This is a genomic window from Pseudomonas idahonensis (assembly GCF_037903935.1).
Classification (GTDB): domain Bacteria; phylum Pseudomonadota; class Gammaproteobacteria; order Pseudomonadales; family Pseudomonadaceae; genus Aquipseudomonas; species Aquipseudomonas danubii.
The window spans coordinates 1,058,974-1,080,531 of sequence record NZ_CP149586.1 but is presented as its reverse complement, the minus strand read 5'-3'; the positions used below and the strand labels follow the sequence as shown (position 1 = coordinate 1,080,531).

23 protein-coding genes and 1 pseudogene are annotated in these 21,558 nt (G+C 63.3%); 9 read left to right on the top strand and 15 right to left on the bottom strand.

Going from position 1 to position 21,558, the window contains the following annotated elements; all coding sequences use genetic code 11:
* Positions 1-3 precede the first annotated feature (3 nt).
* The 6 genes from WIN67_RS04900 to WIN67_RS04875 all read right to left on the bottom strand — a co-directional run bounded on the left by WIN67_RS04900 (position 4) and on the right by WIN67_RS04875 (position 4,349).
* Positions 4-411: an ExbD/TolR family protein gene (locus WIN67_RS04900; RefSeq protein ID WP_060837609.1), complete on the bottom strand. Its 408-nt coding sequence runs from the start codon at positions 409-411 to the stop codon at positions 4-6.
* A gap of 168 nt (positions 412-579) precedes the next feature.
* Complete coding sequence (locus tag WIN67_RS04895; RefSeq protein ID WP_123393713.1) at positions 580-1,569, bottom strand: FecR family protein; 990 nt, start codon at positions 1,567-1,569, stop codon at positions 580-582.
* Positions 1,566-2,141, bottom strand: a complete 576-nt coding sequence (locus WIN67_RS04890; RefSeq protein WP_102878420.1) for an RNA polymerase sigma factor — start codon at positions 2,139-2,141, stop codon at positions 1,566-1,568. The genes WIN67_RS04895 and WIN67_RS04890 overlap by 4 nt, the downstream gene beginning before the upstream one ends.
* Before the next feature lie 14 nt (positions 2,142-2,155).
* Positions 2,156-2,482, bottom strand: a complete 327-nt coding sequence (locus WIN67_RS04885; RefSeq protein ID WP_102878419.1) for a DUF3325 domain-containing protein — start codon at positions 2,480-2,482, stop codon at positions 2,156-2,158.
* On the bottom strand, positions 2,482-4,047 hold the full coding sequence (locus tag WIN67_RS04880; protein ID WP_339070702.1) for a PepSY-associated TM helix domain-containing protein: 1,566 nt from the start codon (positions 4,045-4,047) through the stop codon (positions 2,482-2,484). The genes WIN67_RS04885 and WIN67_RS04880 overlap by 1 nt, the downstream gene beginning before the upstream one ends.
* On the bottom strand, positions 4,044-4,349 hold the full coding sequence (locus tag WIN67_RS04875) for a DUF3649 domain-containing protein (RefSeq protein ID WP_102861711.1): 306 nt from the start codon (positions 4,347-4,349) through the stop codon (positions 4,044-4,046). Before WIN67_RS04875 ends, WIN67_RS04880 begins: the two co-directional genes overlap by 4 nt.
* Positions 4,350-4,569: 220 nt before the next feature.
* On the opposite strand from WIN67_RS04875, the gene WIN67_RS04870 reads away from it, so the two are divergent.
* The 3 genes from WIN67_RS04870 (at position 4,570) to fecA (ending at position 8,526) form a co-directional block, all read left to right on the top strand.
* Positions 4,570-5,058 (top strand): sigma-70 family RNA polymerase sigma factor, encoded by a 489-nt coding sequence (locus WIN67_RS04870; protein ID WP_339070701.1) that lies wholly within the window; start codon positions 4,570-4,572, stop codon positions 5,056-5,058.
* An 8-nt stretch (positions 5,059-5,066) separates the two neighbouring features.
* On the top strand, positions 5,067-6,032 hold the full coding sequence (locus WIN67_RS04865) for a FecR family protein (protein ID WP_339070700.1): 966 nt from the start codon (positions 5,067-5,069) through the stop codon (positions 6,030-6,032).
* A gap of 133 nt (positions 6,033-6,165) precedes the next feature.
* A complete protein-coding gene (fecA, locus tag WIN67_RS04860) occupies positions 6,166-8,526 on the top strand; it encodes a TonB-dependent Fe(3+) dicitrate receptor FecA (protein ID WP_102878415.1) in 2,361 nt (786 codons plus the stop codon).
* Between the two features lie 67 nt (positions 8,527-8,593).
* Here the strand turns inward: fecA and WIN67_RS04855 are convergent, their stop codons facing one another.
* Positions 8,594-9,001: an HPF/RaiA family ribosome-associated protein gene (locus tag WIN67_RS04855; RefSeq protein WP_102861208.1), complete on the bottom strand. Its 408-nt coding sequence runs from the start codon at positions 8,999-9,001 to the stop codon at positions 8,594-8,596.
* A 213-nt stretch (positions 9,002-9,214) separates the two neighbouring features.
* The gene (locus tag WIN67_RS04850; protein ID WP_102861207.1) at positions 9,215-10,162 is read right to left on the bottom strand and encodes a LysR substrate-binding domain-containing protein; all 948 of its coding nucleotides are present in this window, start codon (positions 10,160-10,162) and stop codon (positions 9,215-9,217) included.
* 135 nt (positions 10,163-10,297) lie between these two features.
* Here WIN67_RS04850 and WIN67_RS04845 point away from each other — a divergent pair, with 135 nt between their 5' ends.
* From WIN67_RS04845 to WIN67_RS04835, 3 genes are all read left to right on the top strand, one after another.
* Entirely contained in the window at positions 10,298-11,674 is a 1,377-nt protein-coding gene (locus WIN67_RS04845; RefSeq protein WP_339070699.1) for an L-serine ammonia-lyase, read from the top strand.
* A gap of 63 nt (positions 11,675-11,737) precedes the next feature.
* The gene (locus WIN67_RS04840; protein WP_102861205.1) at positions 11,738-13,033 is read left to right on the top strand and encodes a serine/threonine transporter; all 1,296 of its coding nucleotides are present in this window, start codon (positions 11,738-11,740) and stop codon (positions 13,031-13,033) included.
* Between the two features lie 219 nt (positions 13,034-13,252).
* On the top strand, positions 13,253-13,570 hold the full coding sequence (locus tag WIN67_RS04835; protein WP_102861204.1) for a DUF3509 domain-containing protein: 318 nt from the start codon (positions 13,253-13,255) through the stop codon (positions 13,568-13,570).
* Here the strand turns inward: WIN67_RS04835 and WIN67_RS04830 are convergent.
* The gene (locus WIN67_RS04830) at positions 13,567-14,067 is read right to left on the bottom strand and encodes a phosphate-starvation-inducible protein PsiE (RefSeq protein WP_102861203.1); all 501 of its coding nucleotides are present in this window, start codon (positions 14,065-14,067) and stop codon (positions 13,567-13,569) included. The genes WIN67_RS04835 and WIN67_RS04830 overlap by 4 nt on opposite strands.
* A gap of 266 nt (positions 14,068-14,333) precedes the next feature.
* Between WIN67_RS04830 and WIN67_RS04825 the strand changes: the two are divergent.
* Positions 14,334-14,588 (top strand): annotated as a pseudogene (locus WIN67_RS04825) (YebG family protein); the annotation flags it as partial.
* 177 nt (positions 14,589-14,765) lie between these two features.
* Here the strand turns inward: WIN67_RS04825 and WIN67_RS04820 are convergent.
* The 3 genes from WIN67_RS04820 to WIN67_RS04810 form a co-directional block, all read right to left on the bottom strand.
* On the bottom strand, positions 14,766-15,191 hold the full coding sequence (locus WIN67_RS04820; RefSeq protein ID WP_339070698.1) for a hypothetical protein: 426 nt from the start codon (positions 15,189-15,191) through the stop codon (positions 14,766-14,768).
* On the bottom strand, positions 15,188-15,454 hold the full coding sequence (locus WIN67_RS04815) for a hypothetical protein (protein ID WP_272753407.1): 267 nt from the start codon (positions 15,452-15,454) through the stop codon (positions 15,188-15,190). The genes WIN67_RS04820 and WIN67_RS04815 overlap by 4 nt, the downstream gene beginning before the upstream one ends.
* Positions 15,455-15,552: 98 nt before the next feature.
* Positions 15,553-16,572, bottom strand: a complete 1,020-nt coding sequence (locus WIN67_RS04810) for a Leu/Phe/Val dehydrogenase (RefSeq protein ID WP_306394709.1) — start codon at positions 16,570-16,572, stop codon at positions 15,553-15,555.
* A 182-nt stretch (positions 16,573-16,754) separates the two neighbouring features.
* Between WIN67_RS04810 and WIN67_RS04805 the strand changes: the two genes are divergently transcribed.
* Positions 16,755-17,558 carry a SirB1 family protein gene (locus WIN67_RS04805; RefSeq protein WP_110596037.1) on the top strand — a complete coding sequence of 268 codons (804 nt, stop codon included), beginning with the start codon at positions 16,755-16,757 and terminating at the stop codon, positions 17,556-17,558.
* A gap of 59 nt (positions 17,559-17,617) precedes the next feature.
* Positions 17,618-18,085 (top strand): GNAT family N-acetyltransferase, encoded by a 468-nt coding sequence (locus tag WIN67_RS04800; protein ID WP_300246425.1) that lies wholly within the window; start codon positions 17,618-17,620, stop codon positions 18,083-18,085.
* Between the two features lie 12 nt (positions 18,086-18,097).
* Here the strand turns inward: WIN67_RS04800 and WIN67_RS04795 are convergent, their stop codons facing one another.
* The 3 genes from WIN67_RS04795 to fahA all read right to left on the bottom strand — a co-directional run bounded on the left by WIN67_RS04795 (position 18,098) and on the right by fahA (position 21,558).
* Positions 18,098-19,468 (bottom strand): aromatic acid/H+ symport family MFS transporter, encoded by a 1,371-nt coding sequence (locus WIN67_RS04795; protein WP_339070697.1) that lies wholly within the window; start codon positions 19,466-19,468, stop codon positions 18,098-18,100.
* 138 nt (positions 19,469-19,606) lie between these two features.
* A complete protein-coding gene (gene maiA / locus WIN67_RS04790) occupies positions 19,607-20,245 on the bottom strand; it encodes a maleylacetoacetate isomerase (protein WP_213664749.1) in 639 nt (212 codons plus the stop codon).
* Between the two features lie 11 nt (positions 20,246-20,256).
* Complete coding sequence (fahA, locus tag WIN67_RS04785) at positions 20,257-21,558, bottom strand: fumarylacetoacetase (RefSeq protein WP_339070695.1); 1,302 nt, start codon at positions 21,556-21,558, stop codon at positions 20,257-20,259.

The window sequence follows — 21,558 nt, the reverse complement described above, 5'->3', positions numbered from 1 at the left end:
GCGTCAGGACTTGCGCGTAGCGATGGAGACGGAAGAGAAGCCATTGCCCTTGAGCAAGTCCATCACCGAAACCAGGCGTTTAACTTCCACGCCCTGATCGCTGTTGATAATGATCACCAACTTTTCGCTGCCGTTGTTCAGCACTTTAAGTTGTGCCAACAGCGCCCCTTCATCCAGGTCCTGACCGTCGAGTTGCAGGCGCTCTTGCAGACCCAGGGTAATCACCGCCTTGTTTTGCGGCTTCAATTGTTGCGCGGTACTGGCCACCGGCAACTGCGTCTTGATTCCCACGGCGGGAATCACGTTGAGACTGATCAGTACGAAGAACACCAGGAGAAACATCATCACATCGATCATCGGAATGATTTCGATGTGGGCCTTCTTCTTTTTTGCGACATCCCAGCTGCGCATCGTCTTGCTCCCGCTTCAGCCTTCCCTCCCTTGTGAGAGCTGAATCACAACCCTCGCCGATCCTGACCATGTGCTCAGGAATCCGCAGATCATCCGCGCCTGATATAACGGTTTGGTGACAGAAAGGTGTGATATCGATGAATGTTCGGGAGCTCTGGGACGGGCCTTTCAGCGCAGGACTATGAACCTGCCGAGGACTTGGTGCTGTTCGAACCCTAAGGCCGCCTGCAGGGAATCGAGGACCGCCTGAGGGTCCTTGCTGGAGAAACTGCCACTGACCCGGCGCGCTGCCAGTTGGTCATTGAGCAGCAGGATGCGTCCGGGGAAATAGCGCCGCAGGTCCTGCACCACCTCGGCCAGGGGCGCGTGGTAGTAGTTCAGCCAACCCTGGCGCCAGGCCAGTTGCGCTTCGCTGTCGACACCCTGCAACGGGGTCGCCTGGCCATGACCGTACGCCACCTGCTGGCCGGCACCGAGCACCTGCTGCGCCGCGCCTTTGGCGGCGGTGACCGCGACACGCCCGGACAGCACCGTGACCTGGGCACCGTCGGCTTGCAGACGCACTTCGAACTGGGTGCCCAGGACCCGCGCTTCGCCCTCCCCGGCCGCCACCACAAAGGGCGCGCCCGTGTGGCTGACGCTGAAGAAACCAGCGCCACGACGCAACTGCACATGCCGTTCGCCGTGGCGGAAGTCCACGGCAATGGCGCTGTCGGCGTCCAGGGTGACCTGACTCTGGTCGGCAAGAATCACCGTGCGTACCTGACCCGGCGCGGAAACGTAATCGGCGCCCAGGTCATCGAGCCAACGGCCCGGTTGCCAGCCGGCGCCCAGGGCGATCACCAGCAGCACACTGGCGGCCATGGCCAACCCTGCCGACCAGCGCCGTCGGGCCCGAGCACGGGCTCCGTCCATGGCACGCAGCAGGCCCTGCAGGGCCAAGGCGTCTTCATCCGCCAGGGTCCGCGCCGGCTGTTCACTCAACTCCCACAGCACCTGGGCCTGGGCATAGGCTTCGACGTGGGCCGGATCGGCCTGCAGCCATTGGCTGAAGGTGGCCTGGTCGCCACTGCTGGGCTGATCGTGGAGCAGGCTCAGCCAGGCCAGGGCGGCCTGTTCCTGGGCCGGCGTCGGGATGACACGGGAGCGCTGATTCACGGTGCATTCCTTGGCGTGCGCGGGGGCGCAGGTTCCCGCAGGCTGGCCTTGCAGGCTTCGAGGGCGCGCATCATGTGTTTTTCCACGGCGCTTTGGGACAGGCCCATGACCTTGGCGATCTCGGCGTACTTGCGCCCGTGGATACGGTTGAGCAGGAAGATCTGCCGGGTTCGCTGCGGCAGGCTGCGCAGGGCGGCCTCCACGTGTCGCAAGTCATTGCCGGCTTCCAGGGCGGCCTGGGGCTCGCTGCCCTGGTTGTCCTGCTGTTCCGGTAGCCAGCCTTCACTGACCCGCACCCGCGCGCCTTCGCTGCGCAAGTGATCGATGGCAATGTTGCCGGCGCAGCGCAGCAGGTAGGTGCTGAGCTCTTCGACCTGCACCAGGGGCCGGCGCCAGAAGCGCAGGAACAGGTCCTGCACCAGGTCCGCGGCGGTGGCCCGGCAGCCGACCCGGCGGCTGACCAAGGCTTCCATCTGCGAACGCTGGGACAGGAACACCTGCAGAAAATGCGCACGACTGCCCCGCAGATCGGGGTGATCCAGGTCGCTGGGTTCCGGTGGCAGGGCGCTCATCACGGGCCGCTCCCTCAGAACCGGGCCAGGGCCGCGAGGGGGCAGGCCAACAGACTGGCCCCCGCCATCGACAGCACCAGACGCGGGCGATAGGGCAGCAGCAACACCAGCAGCAAGGCACTGCACATCAGCACGGCGCACCACTGCACCAGCCCCAGGCTCCAGCCGGTGCCCTGCACTGCCGCCGCCAGCGACAGGCCCAGCAACAACCAGCCTCCCAGGCGCAGGCCCTGTTGGCGCCGAGTCGTGGGCTTGTGCCCCAGCAGTTCGCCGTGATGCCGGTCCAGGGACAGGCACAGGCCGGTGAATCCGCTAAAACACAACAGCAGCGCCAGCAACATCAGTTCACCTCGGTGTCAGGGGGCAGAGGCCGCTGCCGGGCCGGTGCTTGCTGGCCGCGATGCAGCTTGCGCGCAGCCCAGGCCAGGAACAGGCCACTGCTCAGGCAGGCCAGGTCGAAGCCCGCCAGCATCCAGTCGCCACGCACCATGAAGCCGTCCATCAGGCTCGGGCTGGTCACAGCGTCCAGCAAGGGGATGCTGGAGAACAACAAGGCGGCGAGGCTCAATTGCTCGACCCAGGCACGCCGCCCGGGCCGGACCACGGCATGCACCAGGCTCAGGCCCCACAGGATGAAGAAGCTGTTGACCTCCCAGTCGGCGCGCTCGGCGAAGGCTGCCGGCAACAGCCGGTTGGCCCAGAAGAAGCCGGCCACCGCCAGCACCAGCCCGGACATGCTGGCAATGTTCAGCACTTCCACCAGGCGCAGCTCGAAGGGCATGACCCCGCTCTTGGCGTGCTTGAGCTGGCGCTTGCCCAGCCAGATCACCAGCCCGGTGCCGATCATCGCGGTGCTCGCCAGGCCGCAGATAAAGTACAGCCAGCGCAACACCGGACCGGCGAACAGGCCCATGTGCAGGCCATAGAAACTGCCGCCGATGGCCATGGGCAGGGACTGTTCGGGGCTGGCGTCCAACGGCTGGCCAGTGACCCCGTTGAACGACACGCTGCTGCCAAGATCCCGGGCCACCCGGTCGGCGCTGTGGCGCATGACGTGCACCGACGCATTCACATCCCCCGGGTGGTTGACCACCAGGCGCTGCGCATGGCCCCCCGGCCACTGTGCCAAGGCTTGCTTGAGCAGCGGGTCCAGGGCCGTCAGCGCTGCCGGCTGCCCAGCCGCCGGGATGCTGTTGCTGGCCGGCCGCAAGTCCTTGAAGAACGCATTGCTCTCACCCTTGTAGGCCACCAGGATGCTCGCCGGCATGACCATGGACATGAAGATCACCAGGCTGCTGTAGGTGATCATCAGGTGGAATGGCAGCACCAGCACACCCACCGCGTTGTGCCCGTCGAGCCAGGTGCGCTGGCCCTTGCGGGGCCGGAAGGTGAAGAAGTCCTTGAAGATTTTCTTGTGGATGATGATGCCGCTGATCAGGGCCACGAACATCACCATGGCGGCCAGGGTCGACAACCAGCGGCCCCAGGGATAAGGCATTTGCAACTGGAAGTGGAAGCGGTAGAAGAACTCGCCGCCACGGGTATCGCGCACCTGCAGTTCGCTGCCGGTGCTGGGGTCCAGGAGTTTTTCCGTGAACTCGCCGCGCTCGCCCGGGGCGCTCGGCGCCTGCCAGGCCACCGACAGCAGCGGCTGACGCGCATCGGGCAGGGTAATGAACCAGCGCTGCGCGCCCTGGCCGTGCTGTTCCAGGTAACGCTGGGCCAAATCCAGGCTGATATCGGCATGCACGGCCCGAACCGGGGCCTCCGGCTGCATCCAGTGGGTAATTTCTTCCTTGAAGTAGGACAGGGTTCCGGTGAAGAAAATCGCGAACAGCAACCAGCCGAACACCAGCCCGGCCCAGGTGTGCAGCCAGGCCATGGACTGACGCAAACCTTCCTTCATGGCAAGGCCACCCAATAGGCGCTGCCGGCGACCAGCGCCAGCACCAGGCTTGGCAGCAACAGGCCGAACCAGGCCTGCCAGGCAGTGCGACAGGCGAAGCACCAGAGCACCGCCAAGAGATAGAACACAAAGGAGGCCATCATCCCGCTGAGCACGGCGTCGGCCCGGGGAATGGGCAGCAGCAGCGTCAGGCAGACGCTGGACAGCGCCGCCAGCAGGTAACCACCCAGGACCGCGGCACAGACCCGCGAGACCACTGCCAGACGATAGGAAGCGGGAACTCCGCCGGCCTTGCTTTTCATGTTTGAACCTTGCAGCGAGGGGATGCCCGGGGCACTGCGCAGGCCGTCGGGGAGAAACAGGCGCACAATACTAATGATAAATATTCTCATGTGCAAAAAAACACCGACAACGCGGCCCATTTCTGTCGGTACGGGCTGATTGCCGAATGCCCTGTCGCAACACTACAATGCGAACAATTCTTGTTCTCTTATGCACCTTGTGGGTGCAGGAGCGTCCGACTTGTCCCATTGCGCTACCGTCGAAGGCCTCTACCAAGCCCATCACAGCTGGCTGAACACTTGGTTGCGGCGCCGGCTCGGCTGCCCCCACAGTGCCGCCGACCTGGCCCAGGACACCTTTATTCGTGTGCTCAGCGCCCGGGAAACACTAACCCTGATCGAGCCCCGGGCGTTTCTCACCACCATCGCCAAACGGGTGCTGTTCAACCACTACCGACGCCAGGACCTGGAGCGGGCCTATCAGGAAACCCTGGCGCAGATGCCGGAACAGGTGGCCCCCTCCGAGGAGGAGCGGGCCATCATCCTGCAGACCCTGATGGAGCTGGACGCCTTGCTCGACGGCCTGCCACGCCCGGTCAAGCGGGCCTTTCTGCTGTGTCAGCTCGATGGCCTGACCTACGGCCAGATTGCCGAGCAATTGAACATCTCCATCGCCACAGTCAAACGTCATCTGAACAAAGCCGCCATGCGTTGTTATTTCGCCCTGTGAGCCCCTCGATGAATCCACACCTCAATGGCCAGCCCGACTTCAGCAACGCCGTGGCCGAACAGGCCGTGCACTGGCTGATCGAAATGCAAGGCGGCCCCTTGAGCCCACGCCAGCAAGCGGCCTGGCAGCAATGGCACGACGCCCATAGCGAACACCAGCGAGCCTGGGCGCATATCCAACGGGTCAATCAGCGCTTGCGCGGCTTGTCCTCGCCCCTGGCCCACGCGGCCTTGAATGCACCGAAATCCGCCAGCCGGCGCCAGGCCCTGAAGCTGTTGCTGATTCTCGGTGCCGGCTCGGCCGCCGCCTGGGGCCTGCGGGAACACAACCCCCTGCCGCCGCTGTTGGCGGACTACCGCAGCTCCCTGGGCCAGCGGCGCACCTTGCAACTGAGCGACGGCAGCCAGTTGCAACTCAACACCAGCAGCGCGGTGGATGTGCGTTTCGATGGACAGCAACGACTGATCCGCCTGCTGGAGGGCGAGATCATGCTCAGCGCCGGCCAGGACGCCCGGCCGCTGGTGGTACAGACTTCCCAGGGGCAGGTCCGCCCCGCTGCCGCACGAATCAACCTGCGCCAGTTCAAGGAGCACAGTCAGTTGGCGGTGTTTTCCGGAACGGTCAGCGTGACGCCGGCGCACTACAGCGCAATGCCGCCTCAGGTAGCGGCCGGACAACAATTGGATTTCACCCACAGCAGCTGGCAGTCGCCCCAGGCCCTGGATGCCGGCAGCGGTGCCTGGAGCGAAGGCATGCTGGTGGCGGCCCATATGCGCCTGGCGGATTTCCTCGACGAGTTGGGGCGCTACCGTCGTGGCCAGTTGAACTGCGATGCCCAGGTGGCGGACCTGCTGATCTCAGGCAGTTATCCCCTGGATGACAGCGAGCGGATTCTCGACCTGCTGGCCATCAGCCTGCCGGTCAGGGTGCGGCGCTTTACCCGCTATTGGGTCACGGTCGAGGCCCGGGCCTGATTGTCGGGAACCACCATCCGTCGCTGGTTCTTTCGCTCAGGAAGATTTTTTCATGGCCGTTGAGCCGTTTTGCCCGGCTCGGGTGACAGAGAGGGAAAGCCACCTTGATTCCCCCTTCTCAGGATCGCCGTTCATGACCGAGCAACCCATCCGCCTCACGCCCCTGGCCCGTACCCTGCGTCACCTGTTGCTGGGCGCCAGCCTGAGTCTGGCCAGCCTGCCCCAGGTCCTGGCCGCCACCACCGAGACCAAGCCTTACCACATTGCCCCGACCAGCCTGGAAAGCGCGCTGAACCAGTTCGGTCGTGAAGCCGGGGTGCTGATCTCCTTCGGCTCAGAGGTCACCCGTGGCGTGCAAAGTCGTGGCCTGGAAGGTAACTACAGCCCGGAACAGGGCCTCAAAGCCCTGCTGCAAGGCACCGGCCTGCAAGCCCGGGCCGAGGGCCAGAATGCCTTCAGCCTGCAACCGGCCAACCCCGAGGCAGCCCCGGCGTCAGTGCAACTGGAGACCTCCAGCGTGGTCGGTGACTGGCTCGGCGATGCCCAGCAGAGCGATGTCTTCGAGCACCCCGGCGCCCGGGACGTGATTCGGCGGGAAGAGTTCGAGCGTCAGGGCGCGACCCAGGCCCGGGATGTGCTCAATCGGATTCCCGGGGTCAATGCACCGGACAACAACGGCACCGGCAGCCACGACATGGCCCTGAACTTCGGCATTCGCGGCCTCAATCCGCGTCTGGCCTCGCGTTCCACGGTGCTGATGGACGGCATCCCGGTACCGTTCGCCCCCTACGGTCAGCCGCAACTGTCGTTTGCCCCCATCAGCATGGGCAACATGGATGCCGTGGACGTGGTGCGTGGCGGCGGTGCCGTGCGCTACGGCCCGCAGAACGTCGGCGGCATCGTCAACTTCGTGACCCGGGCGATTCCCGATGCGCCAACGGTCAAGGGTGGTTTTCAGACCGAGACCAGCCCCTCCTCCAGCCATGACGGTTTCAAGACCAGCGCCAACCTGCTGGCCGGCGGCACGGCCGACAATGGCCTGGGTGGCGCCCTGCTGTACTCCGGCACCCGCGGCGGCGACTGGCGCGAACACAGCGACACGCAGATCGACGACCTGATTCTCAAGGGCAAGTACCAGCTCGACGAGGCCAACAGCTTCAATGCCATGGCCCAGTACTACGAGGGTGAAGCGGACATGCCCGGCGGCCTGAACGTGGCGGACTACAAGGCCGATCCGTATCAGTCCACCCGTCCCTATGACAAATTCTGGGGCCGGCGCACGATGTTCAATGTCGGCTATCGCTATCAGGAAGATCGCCGGGAGTTCACCGTCAACAGCTTCTTCACCAAGACCCTGCGCAGCGGCTATCTGGACCAGGGCAGTTTCCTCTCCCTGTCACCCCGCGAGTACTGGGTGCGCGGCCTGGAAACCCGCTTCGCCCAGGGCTTCGACCTGGGGGACAGCAGCCATGAAGTGGGCGTCGGCTACCGCTACATCAACGAAGCCGGGCATGAACTGCGCTATCGCACACCGCTGACCGCCAATCAGCAACTGCCCACCAGCAACAGTCGCAACGACCGGGATACCCGCGGCGGCACCGAGGCCCACGCATTTTTCGTCGACGACCGGATCGATATCGGCAAGTGGACCCTGACCCCGGGCATCCGCTACGAGATGATCGAGTCACAGCAGAGCAACAACCTCACCCACGTCAAATACCAGGGCGACTACAACACCGCGCTGCCGGCGCTGAATGTGCTGTATCACCTCAACGAGAGCTGGAACCTCTACGCCAATACCGAAGGCTCCTTCGGCAGCGTGCAATACAGCCAGATGCCCAACCGGGTGGCCAGCGGCGAGGTCAAACCGGAAAAAGCCCGCACCTGGGAACTGGGCACCCGCTATGACGATGGCAACCTGCGGGCGGAGATCGGCGCCTTCCTGATCAACTTCGACAATCAGTACGACAGCAACCAGACCAACGACACGGTGATCGCCCGGGGCGAAACCCGCCACCAGGGCATCGAGAGCAGCATCAACTACGCCCTGGACGGCCTCGATCCTGCGCTGGCCGGTTTCAATGTCTACGCCACCTATGCCTACGTCGATGCCACGATTCGTGAGGACGGTCCGAACAAGGGCAACCGCGTGCCCTTCTCCTCCAAGCACAAGGGCACCCTGGGGGTGAGCTACACCGAAGGTCCGTGGAAGCTCAACCTCGACAGCAGCTACCAGAGCAGCCAGTTCGCCGACAACGCCAACACCTCGCGTGAAAGTGCCGACGGCAGCAACGGCCGCATCCCCGGCTACATGCTGTTCAGCACCCGTGCCGGCTATGACTTCGGCCCGCAGCTGTCTGACCTGAATGTCGCGGTGGGCGTGAAGAACATCTTCAACCACCAGTACTTCACCCGCTCCTTCGACGACAACAACAAGGGCAAGTACGTGGGTGAACCACGCACGCTCTATGTACAAACGTCAGTGGCGTTCTGACTTTTCTCGCCACAAAACAAAACGGGCCTGCAATGCAGGCCCGTGGGTTGGGGGAGAAACTCAGCCGTCAGCTATTGAGCGCGGCCTGTTGGTTTTCCAGGAATTCTTCTTCGAGCAGGGCATCCGCCTCGGTGCCGTCGCTGCTGGGCACGGCCGCCGCACGTTTGCCGCGCAATTTACCGAACATGTGCTCCAGGGCACTTTCCAGCTTGATGGTCGCCCCATCAATGGCCTGTTCCAGGGTGTCGGCCTTATGGGTCACGGAAATCGGCTGGTGACCTTTCGGACGGGCTTCCAGCTGGCAGCGCATATCGTCCGGACCTGACTTGCCACCGTTCTCGTCCCGCAGGTGGACCACGACCCGGGTCAGGTCTTCTTCGTAGCGTTCGAGCGTGCTTTCAACGGTGCTGCGCACCCACTCCTCCAACCGAAGGCTGCTTTGAATATGGTTATCGCTATGGACTTGGATTTGCATAGTTCTTCCCTTATTTCAGCTTGCTCGTAAGAGGGTCAAGGCAGGACGTTTGGACCTGCATTTCGTGACCTCTTGATTACACAATTAGGCACGGCGGCGAACATTTCAACCCCTTAAAAAAGATAAATATTCATACGCAAATAAAGCCGGACAAACTGCAAAGGCGCTGTTAAGGTCGGGAGTTAGCTCGATTCGGCCCCCTCGCTCAAACCCTCACAATTGCCCCTCTCCCAGGGGGTGCAGACCGCGAAAGATCTCCGCTTCTTCCACCAGCCAGTCATGCACCGCACGCACACCCGGATGGCTCAGGGCGCCCGGTGCATAGAGCAGTACATAACGCTTGTGATTGGGCACCGCCAGGCCGAAAGGCACGATCAGGGTGCCGCGCTCCAGTTCGTCATTGAGCAGGGTGCGCCGGGCAATCGCCACGCCCATGCCGGCGATCGCCGCCTCGATGGTCAGGTGGTTGCGGTTGAAGGTGTGGCCACGACGCACATCCGCGCCCTCGAAACCGATGGCATTCAGGTAGAACTCCCATTCGGCGTATTCAAAGCTGCCGCGCCAGGCGGTGATGTCGTGCAGCAAGGGGAAATGCGCCAGGTCCGCCGGCCCGTGCAGCGGCGGACGGCCCCGCAGCAGACTCGGCGCGCAGACCGGGAAGATCTGCTCGTCCAGCAACGCGGTGGACTGCAAGCCGGGGTAGCTGCCGTCGTTCAGGTCGATGGCCAGGTCGAAGTCGCCTTCGTGCAAGGCCACGCTGCTGTCTTCGGCCACCAGCCGCAGCTGGATCTCCGGATAACGCTGTTGCAGCCGCGGCAGGCGCGGGGTCAGCCACTTGCCGAGAAACGAGGGGATCGAACGCAGACGCAGGGTGCCACTGATCATTCCCGCGTCCAGGCGCCGCAGCTCCGCATCGATGCTGCCGTAGGCCTCGCTCACCGTCAGCGCCAGGCGCTGGCCTTCGGCACTCAGTTCCACACCCCGGGGCCGACGGTGAAACAGGCGCAGACCCAGGCGCTCTTCCAACTGACGGATCTGCTGGCTGACCGCGCCGGGCGTGATGTGCAGTTCTTCAGCACAACGGGTAAAGGACAGGTGCCGCGCGGCACAGGAAAACACATGCAGCCAGACATAGGTCTGGGCATGAAACTGACGGCTCATCGTTTAGTCCTGCTAAAGGATCTCTTAGGAAGTTTCGTTGGTCAGTTCCGACCGACCCGGGCAGTATCGCCGACATTGCGCTTGGCCTACAAAAAATGGCAGCGATCCACCTTCCATTGCTTGTAAGGCTTTAGCATGGCTATCAGTGTTTTCGATCTTTTCAAAGTCGGTATCGGTCCCTCCAGTTCCCACACCGTGGGCCCGATGCGCGCCGCCGCCACCTTCGCCCAGGCGCTGTTCGACCTGGGCCTGGAGGATCAGGTACAGCGGGTGCAGATCCGCCTTTACGGCTCCCTCTCCGCCACCGGTGTCGGCCATGCCACCGACCGCGCCAGCGTCATGGGACTGATGGGCGAATGGCCCGACAGCATCGACCCGGGCAGCATCGGCCCACGCATCCAGCAACTGCGCGACAGTGGCCAATTGCGGCTGGGTGGGCGCACGAACATCGCCTTCGACTGGCAACAGGACCTGCTCCTGCTGGACCAAAGCCTGCCCTACCACCCCAACGCCATGTCCCTGACCGCCTCAGGCGAGCAAGGCACGCTGCTGGAACAGACCTACTACTCGGTAGGTGGTGGTTTCATCATCGAGGCCGCCCAGGTCGAGGCCGGAACTGAAGCCGGCGCCAGCGTCGAATTGCCTTACGACTTCAACAGCGCTGCTGAACTGCTGGTGCTGTGCAAGACCCACAAGCTGCGGGTCGGCGAGCTGATGCTGGCCAACGAAAGGGCTTGGCGCAGCGACGCCGAAATCCGCAGCGGCCTGCTGCATATCTGGTCGGTGATGCGCGAATGCGTCGAACAGGGCCTGCGCCACGAAGGCATCCTGCCTGGCGGCCTCGATGTCCCGCGGCGCGCCGCCAAGCTGCACCGCAGCCTGCTGGAAATCGGCAAGCCGAATGTCATCACCTCGACCCTCTCGGCCATGGAGTGGGTCAACCTCTACGCCCTGGCGGTAAACGAGGAAAACGCCGCCGGCGGGCGCATGGTCACCGCTCCTACCAACGGTGCGGCGGGGATCATCCCGGCGGTGCTGCACTACTACATGAAGTTCAATCCCCAGGCCTCTGACGACGACGTCGTGAACTTTTTCCTCGGTGCCGCGGCAGTGGGCATCCTGTGCAAGAAGAACGCCTCTATTTCCGGCGCCGAAGTCGGCTGCCAGGGCGAAGTGGGCTCGGCCTGCGCCATGGCCGCCGCGGGTTTGGCGGAAGTCCTCGGCGCCACCCCCGAGCAACTGGAAAACGCCGCCGAGATCGGCCTGGAACACAACCTCGGCCTGACCTGCGACCCGGTGGGCGGGCTGGTGCAGGTGCCCTGCATCGAGCGCAACGCGATTGCCGCGGTGAAAGCGATCAACGCCACCCAGATGGCCCTGCGCGGCGACGGCAAACACTTCATTTCCCTGGACCGGGTGATCCGCACCATGCGCGATACCGGCGCCGACATGCATGACAAATACAAAGAAACTTCACGGGGCGGCCTGGCAGTGAGCTGGGTGGAATGCTGAGGAGCCTTCCCTGACCGTCCGTAACACGTGAGCCCGAGCAAAAATAATAACGAGGCGATACCGATGACCGATGTACCCACACCTGCTGCCGAAAATCCCGCAGTAGCCACACCCCGCGACACCGCAACAGCCCGGCAAGGCTGGAGCAAGCACGACACCACCTGGATGCTCGGCCTGTATGGCACCGCCATCGGCGCTGGCACCCTGTTCCTGCCGATCAACGCCGGGGTCGGTGGCTTCTGGCCATTGATCGTGCTGGCGCTGCTGGCCTTCCCCATGACCTTCTTCGCTCACCGCGGCCTGACCCGTTTCGTCCTCTCCGGGCGCTCCGGGGACATCACCGAGGTGGTGGAAGAACACTTCGGGGTCGGTGCCGGCAAGCTGATCACCCTGCTCTACTTCTTCGCCATCTTCCCGATCCTGCTGGTGTACAGCGTGGCCCTGACCAACACCCTGGGCAACTTCATGGAGCACCAGCTGCACATGACCCCGCCGCCTCGGGCGCTGCTGTCGCTGCTGCTGATCCTCGGCCTGATGGCCATCGTGCGTTGTGGCCAGGACGTGATCGTGCGGGCCATGAGCCTGCTGGTCTATCCGTTCGTCGCCGCCTTGCTGCTACTGGCCCTGAGCCTGATTCCCAACTGGAACGGCGCGTTCTTCGCCTCGGCCAGCGAGGGCATGCCCCTACCGCTGTTCTTCAAGACCTTGTGGCTGGCGATTCCGGTGATGGTGTTCTCCTTCAACCATTCGCCGATCATCTCGGCCTTCGCCCTGGATCAGAAACGCCATTACGGCGCCCAGGCCGAACGCAAGAGTAGCGGCATCCTGGCCACGGCCCACGCCATGATGGTGCTGACGGTGATGTTCTTCTGCTTCAGCTGCGTGCTGGCCCTGTCGCCGGCGGACCTGGTGGCGGCCAAGGAACAGAACATCTCGATCCTGTCGTACCTGGCCAACCACTTCCAGACCCCGGTCATCGCCTACGCCGCACCGCTGATCGCCCTGGTGGCCATTACCAAGTCGTTCCTGGGCCACTACATCGGCGCCAGCGAAGGCTTTCAGGGGCTGATCGTAAAAAACCTGCGGGGGCGCTCGCTGTCGTCCACCCGCCTGGAAAAGATCACCGCGCTGTTCATGATCCTCACTTGCTGGGCCGTGGCCACCTTCAACCCGAGCATCCTGCACATTATCGAGACCATGGGCGGACCGGTGATCGCCTGCCTGCTGTTCCTGATGCCGATGTACGCGATCCAGCGGGTGCCTTCGCTGCGCCAGTATTCGGGCCAGTTGTCGAACCTGTTCGTGGTGCTGATCGGCCTGATCGCACTGTCTGCGATCATTTACTCGGTCGTGCCCTGAAACGGGCAGGAATAAAAAAAGCGGACCTTGTGGTCCGCTTTTTTGTCCCCGCAATCATTGCCCGGCGAGGTTCCCGGCATGCCCCTTGCTTTGTTCATCCTTGAGCAACACGGACGTAGGCAAACCTCGGCAAACGACCGGCCAGCGGTCTGGAATCGCGAACTAATTCCGCGCCCTGCCAGTCAATGACTGCACGATCCAATCAGGCGGTGACGCATCATGGACAACCCCTTTCAACTGATTACCGACACCTTCACCCCGGATTATCAGGTCAACCTGAGCATCCAGGGCCTGGACGGCAGCATCATGCTGACCTTGTCCCAGGCCGGCCGGGTGGTGGCCAAGCGCATGATCAGCGCAGCCCAGCGCAATGACCCGCAGCGCATCAAGCGCCTGGTGCAAAGCATTCAATTCGGCATCGCCATCGAGCAAGGCCACAGCGCCGTAGCCATCCTCGAAGCCATGACCAACGGCGACAGCCTCGCACTGCTGCCGTCCGCTGGCCATAAGCCCGCGCCCCAGGCCTTGCGTTTCTAGAGCTCGCCCTTCTCCACTTCCGGGTGCTCGCCGGAGCCCGCGCCGATCTTGCGTTGCGGATGTTCGATCTTCACCGAGGGAAACTGCGACGAGGCGTAGCGCACCACCAGAATGGCGAAGGCCAGCAGCAGGATGCCGCCACACAGGTAGATGATCCCCAGGTCCGGCGGGCTGTGGTGCGAGACGTTGGAAATCAGTAGCCGGGTCAGCGCGGTGATCGCCACGTAGATCAGGAAACGCACTGGCATATGGTTGGTCTTGAAGTAGATACCGACCATCGCCCCCAATTCCAGGTAGATGAACAGCAGCAGGATGTCATCGATCTTGATGTGGCCTGCCTCGAGCATCTGCAGGAATTCCATCACCGCCGCCCAGGCAGTCACCGCGCCAATGGCGAACAGCGCCAGGTAATGGAACGACTCGACAAACAGGTTGCCCAGGGACTCGGCCAGTTGATGGACGTTCTGCCGTAGGTTCTCGGCCCAATTGATTTTCACGATGGTTCTTCCTTAGGTCGGTTCGACCGGATGATGCGGATTGGACGTGACGGTTGTTCTGCATGCAGAAAAAAGGCCAGGAGCCGTCAATGAGATGGTGGCCGCCCGCAACGAGGCACGGCCCCATCACAATCGACCCGGGAAAAAAATTCCGTCTACATTAAAAAGCCACTATCCAAGGGAAAAGGATTCGCCTATTCTCTCGACCTGTATATAGATACAGTATTTATACAGACCCATTATCGTGAAGGCATGTGAGGTGGTGAATGGCCGTCGAAGTGGTATACCGCAGCAGCCGAGATCTGGAGCGCTTGTTCATGGATAAAGCCGAAGCTGACCGTCATGACAAAATGCTCGAACTGGCTGAAGTGCTGGCGCAAGTGTTGCAAAAAGCCGTGCCGTCGCTGAGCGAGCAACAGGTGGAAGAAGCCGGGATCTACATGGCGAAGAACCGCGATGTATTCGCCAGGGCCTTCAAGAGCCAGCCGGATGCGTTGTCCGAATTGCTCAGCGCCCCCGCTCCCGCGCTGGAGGTGGTTGAAGCGCAGCAACCTGCTGAAGTCGAGGCGCCGACCAAACCGGCGAAAGCGGCCAAGGCAGCGAAATAGGCTTTACGCGAATTGAATAAGCTCTGTGTCCATGGCACAGGGCTTTTTTCATGTTTGCCGATCAAGGAGTGCCCGTGATGCAGCCGCCGGTCAAACGACTGCCGCGCCTTTCGGCTCGGGCAAATCGATCAGGTTGCGACGCAATATCGCAGTGATCTTGCCCATGAAAATCACGGGCAAATCGGTCGCGCCTCCATACAGGTCGACCATTCCAACCTCAACCGCGCTGTCGACGATACTGGAGAACGCCTCGATATCTTCAGGCGCTATCAAAGCAATAAGGCTTTGTGGCAAATCATCTCCTCGACCATTCAATGCCAGTTGCGCTCCGGCCCTGTCCCAGGCCAGTAAACGATCTTTTTCCGGATAGTTCTCAAGGTACTTTAGCAAGTCATCAACAGCAGGATGGGCAATACCTTTGCTCAGGCAGTAAGCCTCCAGGCACGCCGCAGCGTACAACTGCAGGTCCCTGACAGAACACCCGATCAATGGTTTGTCGGTATGGGCCTGGGTCATGGCACAACCTCCCACACCCTGCAGCCTGGCGAGCAGTATCCGGACGCTATATCCATGGCTTCCAGGATTCTGTCTTCAAGTTCTTCAGATGCGTCGTGCCTGAGCAACGCCAGATAGTTGTACACCGCCTGCGCGCCAAAGCCCCGATCCCGGTACCGCTCAAGAAGCTGGCGTATCGATTGAATATCCGCACCTTTGCGCAACAGCGAAGCCAACTGCTCATCCAGGCCACTATCCAGCACTTGAGGCATCGTCGAATTCATTCCTTGTCGTTGGCCTTTGAGGGATCAGGCTCAGCCCTGCAACCTTTCCCGTGCCCTGATACTACAGAGGGCGAGCCAAAGGGATAAGACACAGATACCTAGCGGTACAGCACCCGCTCCGCCAGTTCGTCCGCGACCCGCGCCGGAGAGCGTTTTTCCGCCTGGGCGTGGGCGAAGATCTCCGTCAGCCGCAGGCTGATCTTCGACAGGTGCGCGGTGATCACCGCAAGCTCCTCATTGCGATGCTTGAGGGACACATAGATCAGGCCACCCGAATTGATCACGTAGTCCGGCGCATAGAGAATCCCGCGCCGCTCCAGTTGATCGGCCACTTGCAGGTTGGTCAGTTGATTGTTGGCCGATCCGGCCACCGCCGCGCAGCGCAACTGGGCCACGCTGAGGCTGTTGAGCACGGCGCCCAGGCCACAAGGGGCGAGAATGTCGCAAGGGGTGCTGAGCAACGAATCGTTGGCGACGGGATGCGCCCCGAGTTGCTCCATGGCCAACTGCACCTTGCCGGCATCAATGTCGCTGACCAGCAGCTCGGCACCGGCGGCGTGCAGTTGCTCGGCCAGGGCAAAGCCGACGTTGCCCAGGCCCTGGATTGCCACCCGCAGGCCTTCCAGATTGTCGCTGCCCAGGCGGGCCATGGCGGTGCTGCGAATCCCGGCGAATACGCCCATGGCGGTGTGGGGCGACGGGTCTCCGGCGGCGCTGGTGCTGGTGACGTAGCGGGTCTGCTGAGCGATGCAGTCCATGTCGGCCACCGAAGTGCCGCTGTCGATGGCGGTGATGTAGCGCCCGTCCAGTTGCTCGATGCAACGGCCAAAGGCCTCGAACAGCGCCGCGCGGTTTTCCACATGGGCGGGACGGATGATCACCGCGGTACCGCCGCCTTGAGGCAAGCCGGCCAGGGCCGCCTTGTAGCTCATGCCCTGGGCCAGTCGCGCAGCGTCTTCCACGGCACTGGTGGTGTCGGGATAGGCCAGATAACGGCAACCGCCCAGGGCAGGCCCCAGGCGGTTGTTGTGGATGGCGATCACTGCCTTCAACCCGGTGCTGGGGTCGACGCTGAGGTGCAGCGATTCAAGGCGAGTGCTGTGCATGAGAGCGAACATCGACGGGCTCCCGAATCACTTCTTGTAGTCGCCAGTATAGGCTTGCGCCTGGAATTTGCTGCGCCACGCAGGAATAAGCCGCGGGCTTTTACAGGCTTTGGGAAATAACCTGCTACCACCTGTGTCAGCACTGGACGAACCTGCGCCACGAGGCTAAAACGAGGCATCCGTCGGAGGTTGAGATGAACCCGCGCCAAGCCTTTTTCGCCTGCCTGCACCGCTCGCCACCAGCCCTGCTGGAAGCGGCCCTGTGGATTGCCGCCGAGCACGCACCAAAACTTGTGCCCGAGCGTCACTTGGAAGCCTTCAAGGAGATCCAGCTGCAGATCGGCAGCAGCCTGCCTCATCTACCGCCGAACGAACTGGGCCAGCCACTGTTGCGGCGCATGAACGACCTGGGCTTCCAGCAGGACGAGCACCTGCCCCTGCGCCCCCAGGCGGCGCTGATGGACAAGGTCCTGGAATCGCGCCGCGGGCAACCCCTGGCCCTGGCCCTGATTGCCCTGGAGCTGGCACAACGGCTGCAGATTCCCCTGGTGGGGGTGAACTTCCCCGGGCACTTCCTGCTGCGGGTGCCCGGCGCCGACCATCTGCTCGATCCCTGCGGCGGACGCCGACTGTACCCCGCCGACTGCCGGGAACTGCTGCAACGCCAGTACGGCGCCCATATCAAGCTCAGTGCCGAACACCTGGCCAGTGCCGAGCCGCTGCAGATGTTCCAGCGCCTGTCGCGCAATCTGCGCCAGTTACACCTGTCCTACGACGACAACCTGGCGGCCCTGATCAATGCCGAGCGCGTGCTGGAACTGGGCAACGGCAGCGCCGCCGACTACCTGGCCCGGGCCAGCCTCTATCAACGCCTGGAGTGCCCGAATGCCGAGCGCTTCGACCTGGAGCACGCCTTGCTGCTCAGCGACGACCCGATCCAGCGCCTGCGCCTGACCGAGCGCCTGGGGCACCTGCCGCCCAACACCGTGGTCCACTGATCGCATCCCGGACCGGGCTCTGGCAGGATGCTCGGCTCACTCCACGGAACGGGCACAGCATGCTGATCAGAAAAGCACATAGCGGCGACGCGCAACGGGTCTTCGACATTCGTAACCAAGCCATCAACCACCAGTGCCGCGGCCACTACCCCGACGCCGACTTGCAGGTATGGACCGCCGGCAGCCTGGCGGACTACTTCATCGAAGTGGTGGAAAACACCGGCTACGTGGCCGTCATCGACAACCAGGTAACCGCCAGCGGCCTGCTCGACCTGGAGACCGGACAGGTCGACGCGGTGTTCGTCGACCCGGCCTACATGGGCCAGGGGATTGGCCGGCAGATGATGGCCTACCTTGAGGAACGGGCCCTGCAAGCCGGGCTGCCGCACCTGATCCTGGACTCGACCTTGAACGCCGCCCACTTCTATCGTCAGTGCGGTTTCGTCGGCGAGCGGATCGCCCAGTACCAGTCGCCCCGGGGCCTGACTCTGGCCTGCGTGCCGATGATCAAGCACCTGGCACGCTGAACCGACAGCACATCAGGACTTGAGGGCTTCCTGCAGCTCGGGGGCCACTCCCGCACCACCTGCGGGAGCCTCGGACGGCGAGCGCACCTGAATGATCAGCAAGGCCGCCAGTACCGCCGGAATCGCGCAGAAGAAGAAAATCTGCTGCACCGGGATATGCATCGCCAACAGCAGGCTGCCGAACAAGGGCCCGAGGATCGAACCGAAGCGCCCCACCCCCAGCGCCCAGCCAGTGCCGGTGGCGCGCACCTGAGCCGGATAGAAATTGCTGGCGAAGGCGTTGAGGGTCAGCTGGCCGCCGATGATGCAAAAACCGGCGGCGAACACGAACACCACCAGATAACGCGGATTGTCGTGATTCAGGCCGAGCAACACCGTGCACAGGGCCGCGGCGCCGAGCACGGCCGCCAGCAAGCGCACCTTGCGCTTGAGGCGGTCGGCGAACCAGGCCATGCAGATCGCCCCCAGGGTGCCGGCGAAGAGGAACATCGAGGTCACCAGATTGGCCTGTTTCAGGGCCAGGCCACTTTCCAGCAGCAAGGTCGGCAACCAACTGATCATGAAGTACAGGAGGATCAGGCTGACAAAAAACGTCGACCAGATCAGCAGCGTTGGCCGCGCATAGCCCTGGCGGAACAGCTCCAGCACCGTGAGCTTGCTGCCTGCCGGTGCTTCACTGGCGTCGCTGACAACCGGCGGTGGCTGCCAGTCCGGGAGCATCTGCGCAGTGACCTTGCGCAAGCGCGCATAAGGTGGCGCATCCCGCAGCAAGCGCGGCAGGGATTCGGGCAGGCGCCAGACCAGGAACGGAAACAGCAACAATGGCGTGATCCCACCGGCCAGGAACACCGCCTCCCAACCGAAGCGGTCGATGAAACCGGCAGCGACAAAACCACCGGCAGCACCACCAAACGAGAAACCGCAGGCGGCCAAGGTCACCATCAAGGTGCGCAAGCGTGGCGGCGAATACTCGGACATCAGGGCCATGGCGCTGGGCATGGCGCCGCCCATGCCAATCCCGCAGATAAAGCGCGCGGCCATCAGGCTGTCGAGGGAATTGGCGAACACCATCAGCACCGTCAGGCTGGCGTAGATCAGCACGCAACCGAGCAGGATCCGTCGCACCCCGAACCGGTCTGCCAGAGGTGTCACTGCCAGAGAGCCGAGAGTCAAGCCCAGCAGGTTGGCGCTGAACACCGGGCCGAAGGCGGACTTTTCCAGGCCCCAGTCCTGGGCCAGGGCCGGCACCACATAACCCAGGACCTGGGCATCGTAGCCGTCAGTGACCAGCAGCAAGGCGAGAAGCAACAGGAGCAACCACTGATAGCGGGACACCGGGCGGGCGTCGAGCGCAGCACGAAAGCTGGCAATCTGATTTTGCATCGCAAGGTACCTGTTCATTTTTTATGGTTATGAGCAGCAGTGTTGCGCAGGTCACAGGCGGTGACCGCTCAAGCCCCGTTGCGGGGCTCGGGTGATACGGATGCCACGCTGCCCCGCACGCCGGGGCAGCGTGCAGGTTCAGGCCGGGGTGTCCGGCTGGTTGGCCGGGTGCGCAGCCTGGAACGCCGGGTGCGCCGCAGCCAGGGCTGCGACTCGGAGAATCCGTGGATACTCATCCAGAGACACCTTGAAGCGCTCGGCGGCATACAGCTGGGGAATCAGGAACACATCGGCCAGCCCCGGCTCATCGCCGAAACAGAAGCCGTGGTCACCGATCAGTTGTTCCAGGGCCGCCAGGCCCTGGCTGATCCAATGGTCGATCCACACCAGCAACTGCTCTTCTTCATGCCCCCATTCCCGCAGCAGGTTCTGGGTGCTGGAGTTGTGCAGCGGGTGGATGTCGCAGCCGATGATCGCCGCCACCGCACGCTCCCGGGCGCGACTGACCAGATCCTTGGACAGCAGCGGCACCTGTGGATAACGCTCTTCCAGGTACTCGATGATCGCCAGCGACTGGATCAGCAGGTCGCCGTCGTCGGTGCGCAGGGCCGGCACCCGTCCCTGAGGGTTGATCTCCAGGTACTCCGGCTGGCGGTTGGCGCCGCCCTTGGGCACCAGCAGATTGACCGGGATGGCCTGGAATTCCAGGCCCTTGAGGGCCAGGGCGATGCGCACCCGATAGGAGGCGGTGGAACGGTAGTAGGTATAGAGCTGCATGGGGCTCTCCCTTAACGTGCCGGTTGGACCATGCCCCGGCATTCGCCGAAGCCGATGGAGGCGAAACCTTCGCGGCGGCAACGCCCGCGCAGAATGATTTCATCGCCGTCTTCGAGGAACTTGCGCACCTCACCGGAAGCCAGCTCGATGGGCTTCTTGCCGCCTTCGGTGATCTCCAGCAGGCTGCCGAACTGACCGCTCTGCGGACCGGACAAGGTGCCCGAACCAAACAGGTCACCGGCCTGCAACTGGCAGCCGTTGACGCTGTGGTGCGCCACCATCTGCGCCACGGTCCAGTACATGTACTGGGTGTTGCTCAGGGTCAGGCGGTGGGCCGGCAAGCCCTGCTCGCGCATGGCCTGGGTGATCAGCAGCACTTCCAGCTCGATGTCGAAGCCGCCAGCGGCCTGATCGCGCTTGTCCAGCAGATAAGGCAAGGGTTGCGGGTCGCCTTCAGGACGCTGGGGCTGGGCCTGGCGGAACGGCTCCAGGGCTTCGGCGGTCACCACCCAGGGCGAAATGCTGGTGATGAAGCTCTTCGACAGGAATGGCCCCAGCGGCTGGTATTCCCAGGCCTGGATATCCCGCGCCGACCAGTCGTTGAGCAGGCAGAAACCGGCAATGTGCTCAGCGGCGTCGCCAATCGCGATGGGCTCGCCCATCTCGTTACCCTGGCCAATCCAGATGCCCAGTTCCAGTTCATAGTCCAGGCGTGCGCAGGGGCCGAAGGTCGGCTCGCTCTGCCCGGCCGGCAGGGTCTGGCCCTTGGGCCGGCGCACATCGGCACCGGAGACGCGGATGGTCGAGGCGCGACCGTGGTAGCCGATGGGCACGTACTTGTAGTTGGGCAACAGGGGGTTGTCGGGACGAAACAGCTTGCCGACGTTCTGCGCGTGCTCGATGCCGACATAGAAGTCGGTGTAGTCATTGATCTTGGCCGGCAGGTGCATCTGGCAGTCCGCCGCCAGGGGCAGCAGTTTCGCGCCCAGGGCCTCGATCTTGCCGCGCAGGCTGCTGCCCTCGCCCAGCAGTTCCAGCAGGCGCTCACGCAGGGCGACGCGGGCCGGACGGCCAAGCTGGAAGAAAGCGTTCAACTGACCACCACGGGCAGCTTGCACCGCGGCCTTGGCCTGGCCTTCGAACAGGCCGGCGTCCAGCGCCGCTTCCAGGTCGAAAATCTGTTCGCCAATGGCAACGCCACTGCGGGGCGCCGAACCCTGGGTGCTGAAGACCCCCAGGGGCAGGTTCTGCAACGGGAAGTCGGGGTGACCGTTGGCGGACTCGACCCAGCTACGGGTGATGGTTGAGGTCAT